This is a genomic window from Bombilactobacillus sp. ESL1202, assembly GCF_058107125.1.
The window spans coordinates 1,308,047-1,329,072 of the sequence record NZ_CM176590.1; the positions used below are offsets into that span (position 1 = coordinate 1,308,047).

17 protein-coding genes and 1 CRISPR repeat array are annotated in these 21,026 nt (G+C 34.9%); of the genes, 14 read left to right on the top strand and 3 right to left on the bottom strand.

Annotated elements, in window-relative coordinates:
* Nucleotides 1-24: 24 nt before the first annotated feature.
* Complete coding sequence (locus AC3B7A_RS05775) at nucleotides 25-750, bottom strand: SIR2 family NAD-dependent protein deacylase (protein ID WP_489755186.1); 726 nt, start codon at nucleotides 748-750, stop codon at nucleotides 25-27.
* Between the two features lie 81 nt (nucleotides 751-831).
* Between AC3B7A_RS05775 and AC3B7A_RS05780 the strand changes: the two genes are divergently transcribed.
* Nucleotides 832-1,239, top strand: coding sequence for an iron-sulfur cluster biosynthesis family protein (locus tag AC3B7A_RS05780; RefSeq protein WP_489755187.1), 408 nt, complete (start codon nucleotides 832-834; stop codon nucleotides 1,237-1,239).
* Nucleotides 1,240-1,391: 152 nt separating this feature from the next.
* A CRISPR array of direct repeats spans nucleotides 1,392-1,691; the repeat unit is 36 nt; unit sequence GTTTTTCTATTGCTAAATCTTTAAGGGTACAAAAAC.
* A 25-nt stretch (nucleotides 1,692-1,716) separates the two neighbouring features.
* On the opposite strand, the gene AC3B7A_RS05785 is transcribed toward AC3B7A_RS05780, so the two are convergent.
* Entirely contained in the window at nucleotides 1,717-2,316 is a 600-nt protein-coding gene (locus AC3B7A_RS05785) for an SGNH/GDSL hydrolase family protein (RefSeq protein WP_489755188.1), read from the bottom strand.
* Nucleotides 2,317-2,421: 105 nt separating this feature from the next.
* Here AC3B7A_RS05785 and coaA point away from each other — a divergent pair, with 105 nt between their 5' ends.
* Nucleotides 2,422-3,351 carry a type I pantothenate kinase gene (gene coaA, locus AC3B7A_RS05790; RefSeq protein WP_489755189.1) on the top strand — a complete coding sequence of 310 codons (930 nt, stop codon included), beginning with the start codon at nucleotides 2,422-2,424 and terminating at the stop codon, nucleotides 3,349-3,351.
* Nucleotides 3,352-3,623: 272 nt separating this feature from the next.
* On the opposite strand, the gene helD is transcribed toward coaA, so the two are convergent.
* Nucleotides 3,624-5,897: an RNA polymerase recycling motor HelD gene (helD, locus tag AC3B7A_RS05795; RefSeq protein ID WP_489755190.1), complete on the bottom strand. Its 2,274-nt coding sequence runs from the start codon at nucleotides 5,895-5,897 to the stop codon at nucleotides 3,624-3,626.
* Between the two features lie 734 nt (nucleotides 5,898-6,631).
* Here helD and trpS point away from each other — a divergent pair.
* The 12 genes from trpS to AC3B7A_RS05855 all read left to right on the top strand — a co-directional run bounded on the left by trpS (nucleotide 6,632) and on the right by AC3B7A_RS05855 (nucleotide 20,998).
* Entirely contained in the window at nucleotides 6,632-7,648 is a 1,017-nt protein-coding gene (gene trpS, locus AC3B7A_RS05800; protein WP_489755191.1) for a tryptophan--tRNA ligase, read from the top strand.
* Nucleotides 7,649-8,002: 354 nt separating this feature from the next.
* Nucleotides 8,003-9,316: a Sapep family Mn(2+)-dependent dipeptidase gene (locus AC3B7A_RS05805; protein WP_489755192.1), complete on the top strand. Its 1,314-nt coding sequence runs from the start codon at nucleotides 8,003-8,005 to the stop codon at nucleotides 9,314-9,316.
* 15 nt (nucleotides 9,317-9,331) lie between these two features.
* Complete coding sequence (locus tag AC3B7A_RS05810; RefSeq protein ID WP_489755193.1) at nucleotides 9,332-10,285, top strand: glycosylasparaginase; 954 nt, start codon at nucleotides 9,332-9,334, stop codon at nucleotides 10,283-10,285.
* Between the two features lie 148 nt (nucleotides 10,286-10,433).
* Nucleotides 10,434-11,741 carry a PTS sugar transporter subunit IIC gene (locus tag AC3B7A_RS05815; protein WP_489755194.1) on the top strand — a complete coding sequence of 436 codons (1,308 nt, stop codon included), beginning with the start codon at nucleotides 10,434-10,436 and terminating at the stop codon, nucleotides 11,739-11,741.
* Between the two features lie 349 nt (nucleotides 11,742-12,090).
* Nucleotides 12,091-12,549 carry a MarR family winged helix-turn-helix transcriptional regulator gene (locus AC3B7A_RS05820; RefSeq protein ID WP_489755195.1) on the top strand — a complete coding sequence of 153 codons (459 nt, stop codon included), beginning with the start codon at nucleotides 12,091-12,093 and terminating at the stop codon, nucleotides 12,547-12,549.
* A 3-nt stretch (nucleotides 12,550-12,552) separates the two neighbouring features.
* Nucleotides 12,553-14,019, top strand: a complete 1,467-nt coding sequence (locus AC3B7A_RS05825; RefSeq protein ID WP_489755196.1) for an MDR family MFS transporter — start codon at nucleotides 12,553-12,555, stop codon at nucleotides 14,017-14,019.
* On the top strand, nucleotides 14,020-14,724 hold the full coding sequence (locus tag AC3B7A_RS05830) for a DUF4811 domain-containing protein (protein ID WP_489755197.1): 705 nt from the start codon (nucleotides 14,020-14,022) through the stop codon (nucleotides 14,722-14,724). It abuts the gene before it with no gap.
* 307 nt (nucleotides 14,725-15,031) lie between these two features.
* A complete protein-coding gene (locus tag AC3B7A_RS05835; RefSeq protein ID WP_489755198.1) occupies nucleotides 15,032-17,791 on the top strand; it encodes a sigma 54-interacting transcriptional regulator in 2,760 nt (919 codons plus the stop codon).
* 284 nt (nucleotides 17,792-18,075) lie between these two features.
* Nucleotides 18,076-18,546: a PTS sugar transporter subunit IIB gene (locus AC3B7A_RS05840; protein ID WP_489755199.1), complete on the top strand. Its 471-nt coding sequence runs from the start codon at nucleotides 18,076-18,078 to the stop codon at nucleotides 18,544-18,546.
* Between the two features lie 3 nt (nucleotides 18,547-18,549).
* Complete coding sequence (locus AC3B7A_RS05845) at nucleotides 18,550-19,386, top strand: sugar phosphate isomerase/epimerase family protein (RefSeq protein ID WP_489755200.1); 837 nt, start codon at nucleotides 18,550-18,552, stop codon at nucleotides 19,384-19,386.
* A 15-nt stretch (nucleotides 19,387-19,401) separates the two neighbouring features.
* Nucleotides 19,402-20,187 carry a PTS mannose/fructose/sorbose/N-acetylgalactosamine transporter subunit IIC gene (locus AC3B7A_RS05850; protein ID WP_489755201.1) on the top strand — a complete coding sequence of 262 codons (786 nt, stop codon included), beginning with the start codon at nucleotides 19,402-19,404 and terminating at the stop codon, nucleotides 20,185-20,187.
* The gene (locus AC3B7A_RS05855) at nucleotides 20,171-20,998 is read left to right on the top strand and encodes a PTS system mannose/fructose/sorbose family transporter subunit IID (protein WP_489756555.1); all 828 of its coding nucleotides are present in this window, start codon (nucleotides 20,171-20,173) and stop codon (nucleotides 20,996-20,998) included. The genes AC3B7A_RS05850 and AC3B7A_RS05855 overlap by 17 nt, the downstream gene beginning before the upstream one ends.
* Nucleotides 20,999-21,026: the final 28 nt, after the last annotated feature.

Sequence of the window (21,026 nt, forward strand, 5' to 3'; positions counted from 1 at the left end):
AAAGTCACTTTTCAGTGGCTTTTTTTACTTACTTATTAAGTTAGTTAAGATTTCATCTAATTGTCCTTGGATGAAAAGTTGAATTTTTTGGTTAATTTTAATGGGTTGATTATTCAAAACTACCAATTGGGCATGATTTTTTGGCAAACCATGGTTTAATTTAGTACCTAAAGCAATGATCACCTCGGCTTTTTGAATTAATTGTTGCCCTGCTAGGACGCGATCTTTAATAGCTACCATATTACGGAGAACAAAAACTGGTAACACCAAAGAATGATCAATGGGACAATAAGGAACTGCTTGTTGTTTAATGAATTGCAGATCAAAAAAATGATGTTCCTGAACACAATAGTTTTCGTTAATACTCCCCCAATATTCAATGACCCTTGGCGTTTTGGCCAGCGTATGCAGGTAGTCTAGATTATAGGTAATAACGCCCTGAATTAGTTGTTGCTCAGTTAATTGCGTAATAATTTGATGTGCACGACTGGGTTGACTATCGGGACGAAAATGAGTTAGACGATACAACTGGTAAAAAATTTCTGGATTTTTCTGAGCAAAGCGATTGGTCAGAATCTCCATTAAAGGAGCTTGATAAATTGGATTATTCAAAGCTAGCTGGTTCATTCCTTCTAAATCGGGGTAACCACTAGCTGTTGATAAACCGGCACCTGTAATTAAAACTGTCTTTCTGGAAGTTAAGAGTAACTGCTTTAAATCAGCAATTAATGGTTGATCGGTCATTTTCATGAAAGTTCCTCCAAGTATTAATTTAACTATTGTGTTACATTAACACTGATATAGGTGTAGAACTATAAGGAGGTCTTAATTATGTTTGTGGAAGTCGATCAATTTGTTCAACAAAAGTTGCAACAGTATGTTAACAATCCCAAATTAAAGATTTTATTAAATTTTGATGATGGGGTGGGTGTTTATTCTAAAGTCCAAGCTACTTGTGGTTTGGAAGTTAACTTTAATATAACAATTGTGAATTCTAGTGCTGATTTAATAGATTTTAATGATCACGTAGCCACTAATTTGGGTGATTTCTTAGTGAAGGGTTATTCTAAAGAATTTTTAGACGCCAACAATAAGTTGACTCAAAAGGCTAATGGTTCGATTCAATTGATGGGAGAACATTCTGGTGTGATTGATGGTAATGTGCCAATTATTAATTTATCAAAAGAACAGCAACATCCGAAGCCACATTTGGAAAAAATGGATAATATTTCTAACTAATAATCGTATTATGTTGGAATTATTTGGTGGTGCTCGTAATAATTGAATTAAATATCTGATTATTAAGGGCATCTTTTATTTGTGTCTGTAATGATAACTAATTCTCATCAGGGTACAAAAACTCACGGCGATCAACGGTGCTAAGATTCATAGTTTTTCTATTGCTAAATCTTTAAGGGTACAAAAACAGTCTGGCTTTAGCCATGACGTATGCGAATGTTTTTCTGTTGCTAAATCTTTAAGGGTACAAAAACTATCAATGTTCCAGAACAGCTGGTGGCAAGGTTTTTCTATTGCTAAATCTTTAAGGGTACAAAAACATTATTAAGGGCTGGCGCCGAGTTCCTCGTGTTTTTCTATTGCTAAATCTTTAAGGGTACAAAAACTGTTTGCATTTATATCACTTCCTTTCGAAGGTTTTTCTATTGCTAAATCTTTAAGGGTACAAAAACCTCAAATCACAAAGACTGACAGCTTTTAAAAGTCAGAAATTGTAGCATAATTTGATCTTGTCTGATTTTGCAAAACCTTGGTTAAACACGGTTGGACTAAATCAAATAATAAATCAAATCCTTCTTCGTTAAAATGTAAGCCATCATCTTGTAAATATTTTTGAGGTAGTTCATCTTCCTGCATAATTTTTAACAGGTTAATGAATGGTAGCTGATATTTATGTGCAATATGTTCAGCCGCTAAAGCAAATTGTAATTGTCTGGGCCAATTATAGTTGGTGTTTTTTTGATAATCAGTATAAGGTGGTGATAGCAAAATTATTTTGGTAGCACCGATCACTTCAATTAATTCTGTTAAATTACTAGTGAAATATCCGGGTTTGATTTCATCGTGAATAGAAACATCATTCACTCCAAATCCTAAAATTACCACGGTGGGATGAGAATTAACAACGTCACGCTGGACATGCGTCAAAGCGTCTGCAGTTTTGTGACCGGGGATAGACTGATTAATTACTTCAGCTTGGGGAAAAGCAAGGGCAATGCGCTTGGTAAAAGTCTCGGTCACTTGATTATGGTAAACTCCACCAAGAATTTCATCACCGAATAAAATGATTCGCTGCATAAAAAAACCTCTTTTGTTAATTGGGATAGTTCATAAATTTTGTTATAATAATCGCAAAAATATTAAATCTATTCAATTTAATAATAGCATGAGTGAGGCAACTAAATGCAAGATTTTATCAATTACAATAAATATTCTCGGCAACAATGGTCACAATTTCATGGAACTAACTATAACGAAATAACTACTGAAGATTTACAACAAATTCGGTCGGTCGATGATCAAATATCATTAATTGATGTCCAAGAAATTTATGCGCCCCTGAGGCATTTATTACATATTTACTTCAAAAATTATCAACAATTATTATTGAAAAAAGCACAATTTTTAGGGCAAGAGACGCATAAAACACCTTTTATAATTGGAATTAGTGGTAGTGTAGCAGTTGGTAAAAGTACCACAGCTCGGTTATTAAAATTAATGCTAGAACGAGCTTACCCGCAATATAAAATTGCGCAGATGACAACAGATGGTTTTTTATACCCAAATCAGGAATTAGAACGCCGACAAATTTTAAATGAAAAAGGCTTTCCCTGGAGTTATGATAATGAAAAATTATTGGAATTTTTAGAGTCAGTTAAGGCTAATCAAGGTCCAGTAACTTATCCTTTATATTCTCATGAAATTTATGATATTGTTCCTGGACAGGAAGGTAAATTGGAACAACCAGATATTCTAATTTTAGAAGGAATTAATGTTTTACAATTACCTCAAAATCAAAATTTATATGTGAGTGATTACTTTGACTTTTCGATTTACGTTGATGCTGATCCGCAATTAATTGAGCAATGGTATTTAAAACGCTTTTTAGGTTTTTTACAAAACGAACGGGATAATCCTAACCCTGATGACTATTATTATCACTATTTAAAACAGCCGCAGGAGCAAGTCATTCAACAAGCCCATCAAGTTTGGCTAGATGTGAATTATAAGAACTTAGTGGAATATATTGCGCCGACTATGAATCGGGCGGAAGTTATTTTGCATAAAACTAATAACCATCTGATTGATCAAGTGTTCTTACGAAAATATTAGGTAAGAGTTGCTAGCAATTAGCTTAGTTGCTAGCATTAAAATTGCGCTTCAAGAAATAAAAGTTTGCCTCCAACTACAACTGCTAGTCGAGTTAAGTTCAAGCTTAATCATCAGCCTAGGTTAGCTGACTAGTCTTGTTCGCAGCTTGATAATTGCGTTCACAAGACCATAAGCAATCATCTAACTACAACTCGTAATTCAAGTCAAAAATCGACTTAAATCATGAGTTTAGGTTAGCTTCTTGCTTCTAAGCGGTCTTGTTCACAGCTTTTTTAATCATTAATTAACTGATAAGTTGTTGCGTCTAGTTGTTGTAAAAAGTTCGCTGGTTTTAGATCACAAATAATATTTAATTGGTGCATAGCCCGAGTAACAATAGTATACAAAATGCCTTGATCACCACTGGTGTGATAATTTTGCTGATTGATGTTATAGGCGATCACACTGTCAAATTCTAATCCTTTGGCTAGATAAACAGGCAAAATGACTATTCCGTGGGGAATTTGAAAATTTTCTTGAGTTAAAAGATGATGTTCAATGGTTAGTTGCTCATCTAGTTGTTGTGCTTGGGCTTGCGTTTTAGTGATGATCGCTACGGTCTTATATTGCTTCAATAATTGTTTTGCTTGTTTTATGGTGGATGTTAGTAGATGATGACTGACAACAATTTTTGGTAGATTGCCAGTCCGATTAAAGGCTTGAATTTGCTCCCCACTAGGAATAAGTTGCTTAGCAAAATTAGTAATGGCAGCCGTTGAACGGTAACTTTGATTGAGCGTAATAATGCTTGTTTTGGAACTGTTGAGAAGTTGAGCAATATTTTGAAAATGTTTGGTAGGTAAACCATCAGTTTGATAAACGTTTTGTTCAATATCGCCGACTAGGGTTAATTTAGCGTTTGGAAAAGCTTGGTGAATATATGCTAATTGAACGTAAGAATAATCTTGAATCTCATCAATAAACAAATATTTGATTTGATGATTTTGTCCTCGGCCGCTAACTAAATGGCGTAAATATAAAATGGCAGTAGCATCGTCTAAATGGAGTTGATGCCGTTCTAAACCATCAGCAATTTCAGCAATCATTTCAAACCATGCCGTATCAGAAATTTTAGTGGGCTTAATTTGTTTTAACAAATTAAGATAGGTTTGCGTTTCATCAAAAAAATAATCGTTATAAATTGCGTCATATAGTGGTAAGTAATGTTTTTTTAATAAAAATTTAGTCAAAGCTTGTTGCTGTTGATCTAAGTTAGCATCTAATAAATTTTGTTCTTGTAAGATTTGTTGGTATTGTTCATCGTTTAAATTATCTAACTCATCTACCAACCAGTCTGCATTTTGTTGGGAATGAAGCAAGTGATTAACTTGTTTAATTAAATAGTTCTTGGTTTGTAAATATTTATCACTAGCTAAAAGATTTTTCGGCCAACGATCATAAATTTGTTGAATTTTTTTGGCAGAGAAAAAAATTTCCCCCTCAAAATATAAATCACGAAACGCTGGCTGTTTTAAGTAGCGATGATATTGATCTAATAGTTGCACAAAAGTTAAGCTTTCTTTAAATTGACGAATTTGTTGAAAACTGGCCGTTTGTTGTGCTTGATCACGTTCAAAACGTTCAAACAAGTTTTCCACATGAAATCCCTGCAAGCGCTGGGTCAAAAAATCACTGAGTGTAACTTGACGCATATTTTTTTCACCTAAACTTGGTAAAACGGCAGCAATGTAGTTAGAAAATAACCGGTTTGGTGAAAAAAGAATAATTTGTTCGGCAACTAAATTTTTACGGCTATGATAAAGTAGATAAGCAATTCGCTGCATAATGGTTGAAGTTTTACCTGAACCAGCCACCCCTTGAACAATTAAAATATTAGCATTAGTGTCACGAATGATTTGATTTTGTTTGCGCTGGATGGTTGCGACAATATTTTGCATTTGCGCACTACTGGCTTGACCAAGGGCATTTTGTAAGATTTCATCGCCAATAGTTTCATTGGTATCAAACATATTTTTTATTTGACCATGTTGAATGGAAAACTGCCGTTTTCGCTTTAAGTCAACGGTTTGCTGGCCCATCGGTGTCTGGTATTTAACTTGTCCGAGAGTCCCATTATAATAAATAGCAGCAATGGGTGCGCGCCAGTCATAGACTAAAAAATCAGCGTTCTGTTCATCATCTAAAGAGGCTAAGCCAATGTATAATGTATCAGCTTCATCTTCTTCGACAATATCAATGCGCCCAAAGTAAGGTGAACCTTGCAACGTTTGGAGATTGGTTTGTTTTTTTTGCAAAATTTCTTCATTACTAGTAGCGCTATTTAAAAGTTGCTTTTGCTGTTGGGTGGTAGCGTAAGTTTCCATGATGTCATCAGTTTCGATATAGTTAGCACGAGTGTTAGCACCATAGTTAATTTCCACACGCCGCCGTTCTTTTTTTGCTTGCTCTAATTTAATTGAAGTTTCTTGGAGTTGATTGCTAATTTGTTGTTCGACAAAATTTAAGTGATCCTGTTCTTGAAGACGCGAATTATTAGGGAATGACATAGTTACTTCCTTTCCATGTTGTCCAACGATAGTTTGTGATATAATCACGTTAACAGTTAGTCATTAATCTAACAAGTATCTTTTGAGTGCAAAGTATCATTTATTTTGGGAAAACAGAAACTAACTGGTTGTTGCAAAGTTAGCCCGTTTAAATGAGAAGTGGAACTTAATGATTGGTGGTATTAGCGCCTTAAGCTAAGTATAAGTGGCAGAGTAGTTTTCTGCAAAACAGGTGGTACCACGGTTATTCGTCCTATTGTTCTATGAACAATGGGACTTTTTTTACTTGAGACAAAAATAAATTAGGTTGTAGCTTCTAAACGGTCTCGTTAGTAGCTAGATAATTGCGTTCACAAGACTAACAACCTACATCTAACTACGACTAAGAACTCAAGATAAAATTCAATCTTAACTTCTTAGTCTAGGTTAGCTGACGATTGTTGACCAGTCTTGTTCACAGCTTGATAATTGCGCTCACAAGACTAACAATCTACATCTAACTACGACCAAGAACTCAAGATAAAATACAATCTTAAGTTCTTAGTCTAGGTTAGCTGACGGTTGCTGACTAGTCTTGTTCGCAGCTTGAAAATTGCGCTCACAAGACTAACAACCTACATCTAACTACGACCAAGAACTCAAGATAAAATACAATCTTAACTTCTTAGTCTAGGTTAGCTGACGATTGTTGACCAGTCTTGTTCACGGCTTGATAATTATAAAGGAGAATAATTATGACAGAACATACTATTTTAACAGCGGATCGGCCAACCGGTAAATTGCATATTGGCCATTATTTAGGCTCTTTAAAAAATCGGGTACGATTGCAAAATAGCGGTCAGTATCGTACTTTTATTATGATTGCTGATATGCAGGCTTTAACTGATAATGCGCGTAATCCAGAAAAAATTCGTCAAAGTTTAATTGAAGTAGCATTAGATTATTTGGCAGTTGGCATTGATCCACAAAAATCAACAATTTTTATCCAATCGCAAATTCCAGCTTTAAATGAATTAACTATGTATTACTTAGACTTAGTTTCTTTAGCGCGTTTAAAACGTAACCCGACGGTTAAAACAGAAATTCAACAAAAAGAATTTGGTGAAAGTGTGCCAGCTGGTTTTTTAGCTTATCCGGTGAGTCAAGCAGCTGATATTACAGCTTTCAAAGCTGATACAGTTCCTGTTGGTGATGATCAAGAACCAATGCTGGAACAAGCACGCGAGATTGTCCGGTCATTTAATTCAATTTATCAAACGCAAGTTTTGGTGGAACCAAAGGGTTTGTTTCCACCTAAAGGTCAGGGACGTTTACCAGGTTTAGATGGTAATGCCAAAATGAGTAAATCATTGAATAATGCTATTTATTTATCAGATTCGGAAGCAGAACTTCATCAAAAAGTTATGCGGATGTACACTGATCCTAATCATATCCACGTTCAAGATCCCGGTCAAGTAGAAGGTAATATTGTTTTTCAATATTTAGACTTGTTTGGCCAAGATCAAAAACAAATTGCTTCGTTAAAAGAACAATATCAACATGGTGGTTTAGGTGACGTGAAAGTGAAACGTTATTTAGAAGAAGTGCTTAATGAAGTATTAATGCCCATTCGTCAACGGCGAGCAGAATATGCTCAAGATTTAGGCGCTGTTTATCAAATTTTAAAAAATGGTAGTCAAGTAGCAAATGAAGTGGCGCAACAAACTTTAGCTGAAGTGCGAGCAGCAATCGGCGTTAATTATTTTGATTAAAATGTGCTCTTTTAGTCAACTAGAATTAGTTGACTAAAGGAGTGTTTTTTTATCTCATTTAGTACTAATAACATTTTAACAGAATGACATTTTTCTTATAATTTCTTGTAAATGATTTCATAACGGTTTATATTAGACTTAAAATAAAAAGATAAGTGTTATCCACATCTGAATAAATGAGGTTGGGACAAACTTCTGACTTTTGGAACACTATCAGCAGAAAATGTTCGTTTAAATTTCAGAATTTTTTTGTATCAGCTTCTTTTTAGCAATAATTTTAAACTTGTTGTTAGAATAATTTTTCAGAAAGTAACAATTATTTATTTTATTTTTGTTTATTTTAAGGGAGGAAAAATGTTTGCTCAAGAGCAAGTTAAACAATTAATTCAAACGCAACAGAATAATTTTTTAAGTGATTTACAAAAATTATTACAAGTTAAAAGCGTTAAAACTACAGCACAACCACACGCTCCTTTTGGTCAAGGCCCCAAACATGTTTTGGAAGTGTTAGTAGATTTGGCACATCAATATGGTTTTCAGGCTAAAATTGTGAATGATGCAATGGCTTATGTACAGTGGGGCGATGATGATCAACATTATCAAGCCATTGTTGGGCATTTAGATGTGGTAGCTGCGGGTAGCGGTTGGTCTTATGAACCGTTTGCTTTGACTAAAGTAGATAAGATGCTTTATGGAAGAGGAATTTTAGATAATAAAGGGCCTAGCTTTGCCTGCTTATACGGGATGAAATTATTAAAAGATTTGGGCGTTCAACCACAACAAACGATTCGTTTAATTTTTGGTTCTGACGAGGAAAGCGGTAGCCAAGATATCGCACGTTATTTACAGCAAGAAGCTGCACCAAATTTTGGCTTTACACCTGATTGTAAATTTCCAGTTGTCTACGGTGAACGGGGCATTGTTAATTATCAAATTACGACACCATTTAATGAAGTTGATTTGCAAACGTTGTCTACTATTGAAGGTGAGCAAGCCAGTGATCATGTTCCTGATTGGTTACAAGTTAAAATTAACCAACAAGTCATTACTGTTCAAGGAAAAAGATCGCCAACAAATGCCCCCGAGTTAGGCAAAAATGCGCTGACTTATTTAGCTAAAAAAATAGTTGAACAAAAGTTAGTTACTGGGCAATTACAGCAATATTTTCAGTGGTTAGTCACCAGTTTTCATGAACAACACTTTGGTGAAGGTTTAAATTTAGCTTTTGCTGACCAGGCTAGTGGCAAGTTAATTCAAACACCGTATTTTTTACAAAAACAACCGCAAAGTTTAGTTTTAAAAGTTGCCATTCGTTATCCCGTTTCAGTTACAGAACAGCAAGTAACTGCAGAGCTGAAGCAAGTTTTATTTAAAAATAGCAAGTTAGAAATTATTCGTAGTTTGCCTAGTGTAATGCATGATCCAAAAGATTCCAACATTCAACAATTGTCAAAAATTTATCAAGAAGTTACAGGTTTAGATGGTACGCCAGTAACAACGACAGGTGCTACTTATGCACGTACAATGCCAAACATTGTGGCTTTTGGACCTTCTTTTCCAGGCCAAAAAGGGATCGCTCATAAACAAGATGAATGGATGAAATTAACTGATTTATTAACCATGATGGAAATTTACATGCAAGCTATTTATTCGATGACACATCAATGAAAGGATTAATTGAATATGAATTGGGGAACAATCGCCACTTGGCGCATGTCTTATGAAGGTTTAGTAACTGCAAGTGAAATGTTACAGCAGCAAAAAGCTGCTGGCGATGCAGTTGAAGAATTAATTAAACAAGTTGAAAGTTATCCGTACTATAAATCGGTTGGCTATGGAGGATTACCTAACGCTAATGGTGTTGTGCAAATGGATGCCGCCTTTATGGATGGTAATACTTTAGCTCAAGGCGCGGTTGCTGGTATTGAAGATGTAAAGCATCCGATTAGTGTGGCTCGGTCTTTAAGTCAAAACCATTACAATAGTTTTTTAGTTGGTACTGGTGCTACGCAATACGCTAAATTACAGGGTTTTGAAACAACCAATATGTTAACGAAACGGGCTAAAAAAATTTGGGCAAAGAAAAAAGTTGAATTGCAACAGCAAGATCTTAATCCTTACGATGGTCATGATACTGTTGGTGCCATTACATTGGATCAAACGGGATCTTTAGCAGTTGGTACTTCAACTTCGGGGTTATTTATGAAACAACCAGGGCGAATTGGTGATTCACCGCTTTCTGGCTCGGGTTTTTATGCCGATAGTCAAATTGGTGCTGCAGCCGCTACTGGTTTGGGTGAAGATATCATGAAAGGTTGTCTGTCCTACGAAATTGTACGCGCAATGGGTGAAGGCAAAACACCGCAACAAGCTTGTGATCAAGCCGTTTATCCATTTATTAAAGATTTAAAACGGCGGTATGGTCAGGCTGGAGAATTTTCTTTAATTGCGATGAATAATCAAGGTCAATGGGGCGTGGCTACTAATGTAGAATTTACCTTTAGTGTAGCGACTGCTCAAGAACAACCGCAAATTTTAATTGCTTATCCTGGAAATCAAGATACTACTAAAATTGAACCCATCACGCAACAATGGTTGGATGCTTACGAAAAGCGAATTAAAAAGCCGATTGACTAAGAAAAAATAAATAGTTGTTTAATTAAAAATTGAATTTGATCATTAACCATATTTTACTAGACTTTAGGTTTTTAATTGATCAAAGTTATTTAACAGCTTTTAAAATTAGTTATTATTACTATTATTTTTAGTATAGGTGGGATGAAAAATGCGTAATAAAATGGAAAAAGTTCTCATGCCTGTTGCTACTAAATTGGGTAACAACGTTGTTTTAAGATCTTTACGTGATGGTTTTGCGATCATCATGCCATTAATTCTTGTAACTTCAATTTTTCTCTTAGTCGGTAACTTTCCAATTCCTGGTTGGAATGATTTTTGGAGTCATCTTTTTGGATCTCGATGGAGCGATTGGTTCTCAGCAGTTTCGAATGCAGTCTTTAGTTTTACGGGAATCTTATCTTGTACGGCGATTGCTTATGCTTACGGAAAGAATCGGGGCTTACAAGCAATTCACTCGAGCATGATTGCCTTAGTTTCTTTCTTGATTTTGACACCAACGGTTGTCAAATCTGGTAAAAGTACTATTGATGCAGTTCAAATGATGTATTTGGGGCCTAATGGTGTCTTTTTAGGGATTTTTGTTGCCTTGATCAGTGTAGAAGTTTACCGCTTTGCCTTCAAACGTGGCTGGCGGATTAAAATGCCTGAAGGAATTCCACCTGCTGTCGGGCAATCATTTGATGCTTTAATTCCGAGTGCTTTAGTAGTATTGGTTTTCTTTTTGATACACATCCTGTTTAGTTTAACTAATTTTCACACGGCGTATAACTTTATTTATACACTGTTGCAGACACCGTTAAAAAATGTTGGTAATTCATTACCATCAGTTTTGCTATATAACTTTTTAGCTAGTTTATTATGGTGTTTTGGAATTAATGGACCAACGATTACTAATTCAGTTTGGCAACCGATTTTCTTTGTGTTGACCCAAGATAATTTAAAAGCTTACAATAATCATTTAGCTTTGCCTCATATTTTTACACAGCCGTTTATTGATGTCTTTACAACTTATGGTGGTGGCGGTAGTACTTTATCTTTACTAATTGTGATGTTGCTGGTTTGTCGTTCTAAACAAATCAAAGAGTTATCTAAATTGGCGATTTTACCAGGAATTTTTGGAATTAATGAACCAATCATTTATGGATTACCGATCGTTTTAAATCCAGTAATGGCTCTACCCTTTATCTTTGTACCAACTATTAATACCTTGATTTCTGGTTTAGCCTTCATGTTAGGTTTGGTACCACGAACTAATGGTATTCAGTTATCGTGGACAACGCCACCCATTATTTCTGGTTGGCTTGCAACTGGTAGTTGGAAGGGCTCAGTACTGCAAATTGTAGAAATTATCTTAGGTATTTTAATTTATTATCCATTTGTTAAGATGCTAGATAAACAGTATTTAAATCAAGAACATCAAGTTGAATTAGACAAATCTACTGGTAGTGAAGCTTAACTTTCAAGCTAACAAGTGCAGAAAGCTAAATTTTGTTAACAGTGGTAAATTAATGAGGTTGAAACAATACAAACGTTGATCGTATTGCTTCAACCTTATTTTGGTGCCCAGAGTTCGACTTTTTTATTTTGGCAATTATTAATTAAGGGTCAGTTAGTTAATTTTGATATTTGTTCAATTGTTAACACTTGACATTTGTTAATAGTAGTCGTAAGGTAACTTTTGCGTTTTTAATTGCGTTTAATCATAAATAATTACGTAAAATTTGTAATTTAATCATCAATTGAGGTTAGTGCTTAACTTTTAGGCGTTTCTTGGCACAGATTGTTAGCATGTGGAGGTGATAAAGATGGATACACAGGCTTTTATTCATTTTGCATTAATGTTGGATCGGAGTCGGCGACGAATTATCCAACACTTTTTTAAACCATATCAAATTAATTATTTTGATGGTAGTTTACTGTTTGCAGTTATTGCACACCCGGGGATTAATCAACAAACGCTTAGCCAAAAAATGTTGGCTAATGAATCCAGTGTCGCACGTGGATTACGTGAATTAGAACGTCGAGATTTAGTTCAACGGCGTGAAGATCCCCAAAATCATCGTAAAAAGTTGGTTTTTCCAACAGATCAAGCTAAAAAATTGTTGTCAAATTTTAACCAATCATTAGAGCACTTAAATCAAGTTGTCTTTCAAGATTTGTCCGGCCAAGATTTGCAAACTTTAGATAACTTGACGACAAAGATTGCGCAAAATATTAGTCAAATGGATCATTTAAAATCAATTAATAATAAAGATGAGGTGTAGTTAATGAATGGTAATATTGATACCAATGGTAAGTCCTTTAATCGATTGGCCATGGTAATTACTTTGTTATGCGGAACTTTTTGTACTGTTTTAAACGGGACGATTTTAGCCACGGCTTTTCCGACTTTGATGCACACTTTTAACATTTCAGCATCAACTGTTCAATGGTTAACCACTGGTTTTATGATGGTTAATGGCGTGATGATTCCGGTAAGTGCTTGGCTTAGTACGAGAATTAATTCTAAAGTGCTTTATATTTTTGCGATGAGCACTTTTTTAGTAGGAACCGTTATTTGCTATTTTTCCAATAGTTTTGGAATGCTATTGACCGGTCGGTTAATTCAAGGTGTTGCAGTAGGGATTACCATGCCACTAATGCAGACCATTATGCTCAGTATTTTCCCCAAAGAAAAACGGGGCATTGCTATGGGTTTGGGTGGCCTGGTGATTGGTTTGGCGCCGGCTATTGGCCCCACTTTATCTGGCTGGGTTATTGATAATTGGAATTGGCGCGATTTATTTAGCATTATTATTCCCATTGTGGCACTCGTCGTAATTGTCAGCTTTTTTACCATGCATTCAGTTTTGAAAACAGCCAAAAGTTCAATTGATATCCTTTCTATTTTGGAATCAACCATTGGGTTTGGTACTTTACTATACGGTTTTTCTTCAGTTGGTGATGATGGCTGGGAGGCACCCAAAGTTTATCTAAGTATTATGATTGGCATAGTTTTCATTGTGTTATTTGGTTGGCGACAATTAAAATTAGAAAAGCCGTTTTTACAATTACGCGTGTTTAAATCACCAGAATTTTCCTTATCAGTTGTTTTATCATCCGTTACCAATATGGCAATGATGGGCATTGAAATGATCTTACCGTTATATTTACAAATGGTTAAAGGCTTATCAGCTTTTCATTCTGGTTTAGCTTTATTATTAGGCGCCCTTATTACTGGGGTCATGAGCCCCATTACTGGTGCTGCCTTTGATAAGTATGGCGCTAAACGCCTAGCAACTACGGGGATGTTCTTTTTGACGATTGGGACGATTCCTTTTATTTTTATTACTCAGCATACTTCAACGGTTTTAATTGTGGCGTTGTATACTTTTCGCATGTTTGGAATTTCGATGGTCAACATGCCCGTTACCACTTCCGGTATGAATTCTTTGCCGTTTGATTTAATTAGTCACGGAACAGCAGTTAATAATACCATTCGTCAAGTATTCACTTCTATCGGAACCGCAATTTTGACTAGTGTTTTGACCAATGTTACAAATACAGTCAAACCGACGCACAGTTTGTTACAACAAGCACCGTTGGCTTATAAAAATCAAATGGTTAACGCGACGATTATTGGTTATCGAGCAGCTTTTGCCGTCGCTGTCGGTTTTTGTTTAATTACGTTATGTTTATCGGTGAAGTTAAAAGATAAAAAACCATCCCGAGATGTGAAGCAGGAGGTGGCTTAAATGATTATTGCTTTATTAATTATTGTGACCTTGATTACCTATTTAGGTAGTGTTTATTTAAAAAATCGTCGTTTGAGTTTGTGGATTCGCTGGTGTGGTAATTTGTGTTTGGTAGCCATTTTAGCAATGCTGGTTTTAAATGATACTTATCATTGGGGAATGAAACCTGTTACCCAAACGACAACCGTGTCTTTAAAATCGGTCAGTCCAAAAAAGCAAATGCCGATGTTAATGTATCAAACTTTAGGTTCTAAACAAACCGAAAAAATATATTTATACAAAACTACGCGTCAGACTAAAGTTCAGCACACGGCAACGGAGCAAACTAAAAATCTAGTTAAACAAACAACTAAGCAGCCCTATTTAGTTCAACAGAAACAAACTTGGACTTATCAAAATCAGGGCTTTAAACTAATGTTTAATGTGCTAGGAAATAATCATCGGCATCTTAAAACAGTTAATACTTTTTATGTTGGGAAAAATTGGCTAGTTTTATCAACTAAGCAAGCCAAAATTTTACAGAAGCAATTAGCTAATCCCAAAGCAAAAAGCATTTTACAACAACAAGTTAGTCAAAAATTGTTACCGGGTGTGCAAAAAATTAAACAATCTAATTTGTCTAGTGCACAACAAAAACAGCAAATTAGAAATTTGACTCAAACCTATCAACGCCAAGCAATTCTACAATTGGTTGGTAACCATTAAAGCTCAAATAATTATTATTGAAGACAAAATTGCGACTGAGACAAAAAATAAGCATTAATTTATTGGCCCTAGTCTAAGATTGTCTTTTTTACATATTAAATGGTTAGGCGTCAAGCTTGATTGTCAGCAAGTATTTTGAGTAATTATTAGATAGCGCTATCATTAATGGTACAATTTAACCAGAGCCTGATGCAGATATGTTAGTTTAAAAAAATTACGTTTCAAGAATTATAATTCGCGTTTAATTATCATCCTAGGCCATAATCACTTTTGTTTGCAGTTTAATAATTGGGTAAGGTGCGTTTGAATGAAGCTCAAAGAAAGAATCTTATTAGAAATTAAATCCATGAATCATAGCCCGCAGTTTTTTCGTTCCACGACAGCAATTGCGCAAAAGTTAGGCGTTAAACGAAATACTGTTAGCCATTACTTAAATGAATTAGTAACAGAAGAAAAAATTATTAAGATTAATACTCGACCAGTGGTTTTTATTGATCGCGATTGGGCTATGAAAAAGAGTCAACATACTGTTAATTGTGAATATGCTAGTTTGGCAGACTTTAACAACAAAGTATTACAATTGGATACATTTAGTGAAGTGATCGGTTATAACGAGTCACTTTCTAGTCAAATTAATAAATTAAAAGCAGCGGCTTCTTATCCTGATGGTTTGCCCGTTTTATTGACTGGTCAAACTGGAACTGGGAAAAGTTATTTAGCCCGGAAATTTTATGAATATTGTGTCGCTCAAGGTTATATCTCTACTAATAGTCGCTTTATTAGTTTTAATTGTGCTGAGTATGCTGACAATCCAGAACTTTTGGCCAGTACTTTATTTGGTTATACGAAGGGTGCTTTCACAGGTGCTAATGAAGATCATCGGGGCTTATTTGATGATGCCAACAACGGTATGTTGTTTTTAGATGAAGTTCATCGCTTAGATGCAAAAGGGCAGGAAAAATTATTTTCCTATTTAGATCAAGGCGTTTTTTCACCGGTGGGGGCAGCTGGTACGTTGAAGAAAGTTAATTTACGATTAGTTTTTGCAACAACTGAAGATTTAGCTAGTAGTTTTTTAGCAACCTTTATCCGCCGCATTCCGGTTCAAGTTGAAATGCCACTGCTTAGTCAGCGGACGACCAATGAAATTCAAGCTTTAATTATTCACTTTTATATTACACATGCTCAAAAAATTGAGCGTTCAATTCAATTAGATCACCAAGTTTTTTTTACACTGACTAATATGACATATCCTAATAATGTTGGTCAATTAAAAAATGCGGTGCTATTATCTGTCGCTAATGCTTTACAACGACAACAAGATACTGATATTCACATTAAATTAGTCGATTTACCACAGTGGATTTTGTGCGAGGGCGTTTCATTAATTGAACAAGCTGATAATTATTCACAGAAAGCTCTAATAATCAAACCAGAAAGTGATTTAAGCAATTTTTTTGATGAACATCAAAACTGCAATTACCTAAAACGAACTTTCAGTAAAATATTGACTTTGTCTCGTGAAACTAACTCATGGTCTCTTTTTTTAAATAAGGCAGTTGAACAAGTGAACGCTTTATGTGATTATTTGATTTTTCAACCAGTTTCTTTAGATTATGGTGCTTTACCACTGGACTTGATAAAAACGGTTTTAAATAAAAAGATTGGTTATTTACAAGATAATCTCAGTAATAATTTTAACGGAAATGTCATCATAACGTTGGCACATTATTTTTATTATCGTCAGGAAAATTACTGGCAGTTGACTAATGGTCAAATTAAAAGTATTCAAACAATTATTTCCCAAATGCAGACCCAAAAAACTAGTGAACAATTAGTTCAAACCATTATGGATGTGGTACGCAATGACCTTAGTCTACATGTTGACGAAATTGATAATTTATTCTTAGTGCTTTATTTGGCCAATCTACAATTAGGCCAACCGAACCAAACACTATATTGCGTGTTATTAGCGCATGGTTACTCCACTGCTAGTAGTATTGCTGATACAGTAAATGAGATTGCGGGGATGCCGTTATTAGATGCATTTGATATGCCAATTGATATTCAACCTGAAGCCATTGCCCGTAAAATTTCGAACTATATTCATGTTCGGCATGTTACTAATGGTTTGATTTTAATGGTAGATATGGGTTCATTAGAAAAAATACCAGAATTAATTCACCAAGATCTTAATTTTCCGTTGGCGATATTTAATAATGTTTCGACACAATTAGCGCTATTTATTGCTAGTTGTGTCAAGGAAGGAACTACTATTGAAAATATTGTCAAGCGGATGCGTCTAACAATTAATAATGATTATCGTTTGATTTATCCCCAAACTGTTAAACAAAATATCATCATTGTTTGTTGTACTACCGGAGTCGGGACGTCTAGCAAAATAAAAAAGATGTTGATTGCCAGTTTGCCTAAGCAGACTCGTTTGATTGTCAAGGCTTACGATTATGATTTTTTACATTTAGATAAGCAAGAGCAATCACTCAAACAACAATATAATATTTTGGCGCTGATTGGAACTTTAAATCTGCATTATCAAAATGTGCCATTTATCTCTTTGGATCAATTAATCAATGGTTCTAAATTATCCTTACTGCGCAAAATTTTTGGGAGACTGTTAACAGATTCTGAATTACAGACTTTTGATCAACAAATATTACGTAATTTTACCATTGAACGAGTAATTAACTCCTTGACGATTTTGGATACTAAATCAGTTATGAAAAATATTGACGTTGTTTTGGAAAAAATTAAATTACTGTTGCACATGAACTTATCTAACCAAACCAAAATGACTTTGTACGTTCATCTTAGTTGTATGATTGAAAGAATTATCCGTAATCAAAGTTTAGAGACAGCGCCTATTAGTTTTAAACTAACGCAACAAAATCAACAAGCATTACAAAATATCCAAAAGTCATTGACAAGCTTGGAGACTATTTATAATATTCGGATTCCTTTGAATGAAATTAAGTATGTTTATGAATTAATCCTTAATTCTGAAAAAAATGACCTTGACGATGAAAAAATTGATACTCGATCATTTTGACAGTCTTAATGGTTAGTTGGTATCAACTGTCAAAAATTATGATTACTGTCAAAAAAAGTTGTACTAAACTAATGATTTAATAGCTAAAGGCTAAAATAGCAGTGCGGTGAATAACATATTTTTACAATATGGATTCATTGCCCACGCCGTTTTAGCCTTTTATTGTGGTCATTAATTATTATTTTTACCAAGCATTTGGAAATCTTTGACAGTAGTTTGGCACGGAAGTTGCTTTAATAAGAGTGAATGTTCATTAAATTTAAAGATTGATAAGGAGGTTAGTTATGATTAAGTTATTAAGAATTGATCACCGTTTACTGCACGGGCAAGTAGCTTTTTCTTGGACTCAGGATTTAGGCGTTGACTGTATTTTAATTGCTAACGATGATGTTCCTAAAAATGAAATTAGAAAGACGACAATGAAATTAGCTAAGCCGCAAGGGGTTAAGCTAGTGATTAAGAATATTGCTGATTCAATTAAGGCACTAAAAAGTGGTGTGACTGACAAATATAAATTATTTATTGTCGTTGAATCAGTCAAAGATGCTTATGATTTAGCTACTGCGTATCCGGCTATCCGCCACATTAACTTAGGTGGAACTAAGCCATTAGACAATACCACGCAAATTAGTAAAGCTATCTATGTTTCATCCAAAGATCGTGAACTTTTGGATACTTTGTCTGCGCAAGGAATTAATTTAGAAATTCGCCAAGTGCCTAACGATAAAGTGCTTAGTTATAAGGACATTAAATAGAAAATGGATAATCAAATTAAAAGTAATCGTTTAGCGGCGATGAATTATTACTATCGTAATTACTCAATGGACTATTTTTTAGATGCAATTGCACAAAATGGCCTGCAAAAGTTTGAATTATGGACCGGACCACAGCACTTCTGGATTAGCAGTCAAGGATATCAGGATCCCCAACCTTTAAAAGTGGCTGTGCAAAAACGCAACTTAAAAATTATCTGTTTAACGCCACAGCAAGGTAATCCGAATCCGTATAATTTGGCAGTCCCCATTAGTCGACAAAAAGAAGCCATTCAATATTTTAAAAACGTGATTAATGCGGCAGTAGATTTAAATGTTGGACTAGTGTCTTTAAATCCAGGTTGGGAATTTTATGATGAAGACCCACAAGAAGCGTGGCAGAGATCAGTAATGGTTTTAAAGCTGTTAGCTGATTACGCACAAAAGAAAAAAATTAAGTTGGTTATTGAAGCGTTACAACCAGATGAATCACATTTAGTAAATTCAATTATTGACTTAGAAAGATATTTAGCTGATGTGGATAATTCCAACGTTTATATTAATTTAGACTTGGGTGCAATGGCACGTCATTACGAAACTATTGCTCAATACTTTCAGACTTTTGGTCAGAAAATAATTCATTGTCATTTTGTAGATGGCTGTCCCACTGGTCACTTACGTTGGGGAGAAGGTCAAAGAAATCCTGGTGCTGATTTAGTAATTTTCAATAAATATCAATACCACGGTGACTTCACCTTTGAATTTGCTCAGGAAAAATACTTTTTAGAACCAAAAGAAATTGAACAGTCAGCACTCAAATATTTGAAACCGTTTTTAAAATAAATGGAGATGAGTTTGATGAGTAATATTTTGACAGCACTGCTAATTGGTTTAATTGGCTTTATTGGCCCGTTAGATTTTGTGATCGGATCAAATCTCTTAAATCGGCCCATTATCATGGGACCATTAGTCGGTTTAGCAATGGGGAATTTAACCCAAGGAATTATTATCGGTGCTTCATTAGAATTAGTTTTTATGGGAGCCATTTCGGTGGGCGCATATTTACCACCTGATGTGATTGTGGGTGGTGTTTTAGGAACTGCTTTTGCTATTTCGTTAGGAAAAGGTGTGGGAGCTGCAATTGCCATTGCAATGCCGATTGCGATGCTTTCTTTAGCTGTCGGTAATTTAACTAGTGTTTTTTTTCCGGCTATAGCCCATATTGGTGATCGGTATGCTAAAAAGGGTCAAGCTGGAGGAATAACGGCCGCCATGTGGGGAATTGGCCTCATTGAATGTACCAGAAGAGGAGTTCTTTGTTTCTTAGGTTATTACGTTGGTAGTTCAGGAATGAATGCTTTACTAAAAGTTATTCCCCAAAATGTGATTGATGGCTTACAGGTTGCAGCTAATATGTTGCCTGCTATGGGGTTTGCAATTTTATTAGAAATGATTCTCAACAAAAATATCTTGCCGTACTTTTTCTTAGGCTTTTTATTAGCATCATATTTAAAAATTCCCGTTGTTGGCGTAGCGTTGTTTGGTTTGATCATTGTGGTGATTAAAATGCGTTCCACTTCAACTAACCATGTTTCCGCTAGTGATTTTAATCAGGAGGATTTAAGTGATGACGATGACTTCTAAGAATGGTCAGTTAACTAATAAAGATTTGCGCCAAATTATGTGGCGTTCTTTAACAGTGGAATTTGGGTGGAATTATGAACGACAAATGCATTTAGGATTTGCCTACATGATGACCCCTTTGATGAAAAAACTTTACCACGCTGACTCTAAGGAATATACAGCATCATTAGAACGACAAATGGAGTTTTTTAATTGTACACCCCAGATCGTACCGTTTATTGGTGGGGTGGTGGCTTCCATGGAAGAAAAGAATGCAACCGCTGATCAATTTGATGTTTCTTCGATTAGCGCGATAAAAACAGCTTTAATGGGTCCATTATCTGGAATTGGGGACTCGCTTTTCTTAGGAACATTACGGGTTTTGGCAATTGGTTTGGCTTCTTCAATCGCCTTAAAAGGCAATCTTTTGGGTCCGATTTTGTTTTTATTAATATATAATATTCCAGCTTATTTAGTTCGTTTTTATGGTGTTAAAGCCGGCTATAACTTGGGTGCTGGTTATTTAGATAAAATTCAAAAATCCGGTTTAATGGATAAGTTTAAAGAAGCAGCAGGAATTTTAGGTGTGATGGTCATTGGTGCTATGACGCAAAGTATGGTGGTTGTTAAAACAGTTCTGAAATTTGGTACTGGTAAAACAGCGACTTCTTTGCAGAGTATTTTGAATGAGATTTTACCGGGATTATTGTCTTTAATTGTCTTGTATGCTTTTTGGATTTTGAACAAAAAGAAAGTTAATGTTTTATGGCAACTATTGGGTGCCACAATTATTGGCGTTTTATTAACTGTTTTTGGAATTTTAGGTGTTTAAAAAGCTTTTTAAACTGTGACAAAAGGTG